The organism is Streptomyces sp. UH6 (assembly GCF_013421635.1).
In the GTDB taxonomy this organism is placed as follows: Bacteria; Actinomycetota; Actinomycetes; order Streptomycetales; family Streptomycetaceae; genus Streptomyces; species Streptomyces abyssomicinicus.
In genome coordinates this window covers 1-1803 of record NZ_JACADT010001088.1, presented here as the reverse complement: position 1 = coordinate 1803, position 1803 = coordinate 1, and the positions used below count along the sequence as shown (strand labels likewise).

At 73.5% G+C, this 1803-nt stretch carries 2 protein-coding genes and 1 pseudogene; 1 reads left to right on the top strand and 2 read right to left on the bottom strand.

Annotated features, from left to right (window positions below; genetic code table 11):
* Positions 1 to 236 (bottom strand): annotated as a pseudogene (locus tag HW445_RS29510) (hypothetical protein); the annotation flags it as partial.
* A 107-nt stretch (positions 237 to 343) separates the two neighbouring features.
* A complete protein-coding gene (gene miaA, locus HW445_RS29505) occupies positions 344 to 1282 on the bottom strand; it encodes a tRNA (adenosine(37)-N6)-dimethylallyltransferase MiaA (protein ID WP_180223884.1) in 939 nt (312 codons plus the stop codon).
* 268 nt (positions 1283 to 1550) lie between these two features.
* On the opposite strand from miaA, the gene HW445_RS29500 reads away from it, so the two are divergent.
* The coding region (locus tag HW445_RS29500) for an antitoxin (protein ID WP_180223883.1) at positions 1551 to 1803 on the top strand (253 nt) is incomplete at its 3' end.

The following is a 1803-nucleotide window of genomic DNA, read 5'->3' as shown; positions in this document are numbered from 1 at the left end:
TCGTCTCCGTCGGCGCCCACCGCGGTGTCCACCTCGGCGTCGGCCGCCAGGTCGTCGGCCTCCGGCTCGGCCCCGGGGTCGGGGCCGGGGTCGGGGTCGGGGAGAGCGTCGTCGGCGGTGCGTGCCGTGGGCACACGAGGCAGGTCGGCGTCGGGCACCGGGGCGTCGTCGCCGCGCTCCCTGTCGCCCTCGGCGACATGCCTCCCGTGTGCGGTGTCGCGAGGGCCGGCCTCCATCGCCACGCGCCCTCCTGACTGGGACTCCACTGGTCGATCGGATCACGATGATGGCACGGCGCCCGGGGCCGGAATGACGACCGGAGCGACCCGATGCCATGACGTGATCAGGCTGTAACCGGCCGTTCGAGCAGTGCGAGCGCACGCTCGGGCAGCTCGGTGGCGTCGTCCGCGGCCCCACTGAGCCAATGCACCCGCGGGTCCCGCCTGAACCAGGAATCCTGGCGGCGCGCGAAGCGTTTGGTCGCGCGGACCGTCTCGGCGCGCGCCTCGTCCTCGGTGCACTCCCCCGCCAGCGCGGCCAGAAGCTGCTGGTAGCCCAGCGCACGGGAGGCCGTGCGCCCCTCGCGCAACCCCTGTGCCTCCAGTGCCTTCACCTCGTCGACCAGACCGGCCTCCCACATCCGGTCGACCCGGCGGGCGATCCGCTCGTCCAGCTCCGGCCGGGGCACGTCGACGCCGATCTGCACGGTGTCGTACACCGACTCGTGGCCGGGGAGGTTGGCGGTGAAGGGCTTGCCGGTGATCTCGACGACCTCCAGCGCCCGGACGATCCGGCGGCCGTTCGACGGCAGGATCACGGCCGCCGCCCCGGGATCGGCCGCCGCCAGCCGGGCGTGCAGGACGCCGGGGCCGCGCTGCTCCAGCTCCTCCTCCAGCCGGGCCCTGACCTCGGGGTCGGTGCCGGGGAACTCCATCCGGTCGACCGCGCCCCGCACGTAGAGGCCCGAGCCGCCGACCAGGACCGGCCACCGGCCCTCGGCGAGCAGCGCCTCGATCCGGGCGCGGGCCAGCCTCTGGTACTCGGCGACGCTGGCGGCGACGGTGACGTGCCAGATGTCGAGCAGGTGGTGCGGGACACCGCCGCGCTCCTCGGGGGTCAGCTTGGCGGTGCCGATGTCCATGCCCCGGTAGAGCTGCATGGAGTCGGCGTTGATCACCTCGCCGCCGAGCCGCTGGGCGAGGAAGACGCCGAGGTCGGACTTGCCGGCGGCGGTGGGGCCGACGACGGCGATGACGCGCGGGGTGGGACGAGTACTGCTCACGGCCCCAGTCTCCCAAATACCGGGAGTGGTCCGGACCGGGGTGGGGTCCGCCCCGGTCGCCCCCGCGGATGCCTCGGCCGGGCACCTCCCCGGGGAGCCTCGGGAGGTGCCCAGGGGGCGCCCCGGGAGTGCCTCGGGGACGCCTCACGGGTGCTTCCGGAGGTACTTCCCTCGGGTGCCTCGGTCGGACGCGCGCATCCGGCCGGTTCCGGGCCGCATACGTACGGTGTGAAACGGACAGGTGTACCGAGACCACGGAAGGCGGACCATGAGCGGTTTCCTCGACAACCTGAAGAACAAGCTCGGTCCCGCGAAGGAGAAGGTCAACGACCTCGCCTCGCGGAACCAGGACAAGATCCAGCAGGGCATCGACAAGGCCGCGCGGATGGCCGACGAGCGGACCAAGGGCAAGTACTCGGAGAAGATCGAGCGCGGCACCGGCAAGGCCAAGGACGCGGCCGCGCGGCTGGCCGACCAGCAGGCGGGCGGTCCGCACGGTCACGGCACCGGCATGACCGGCG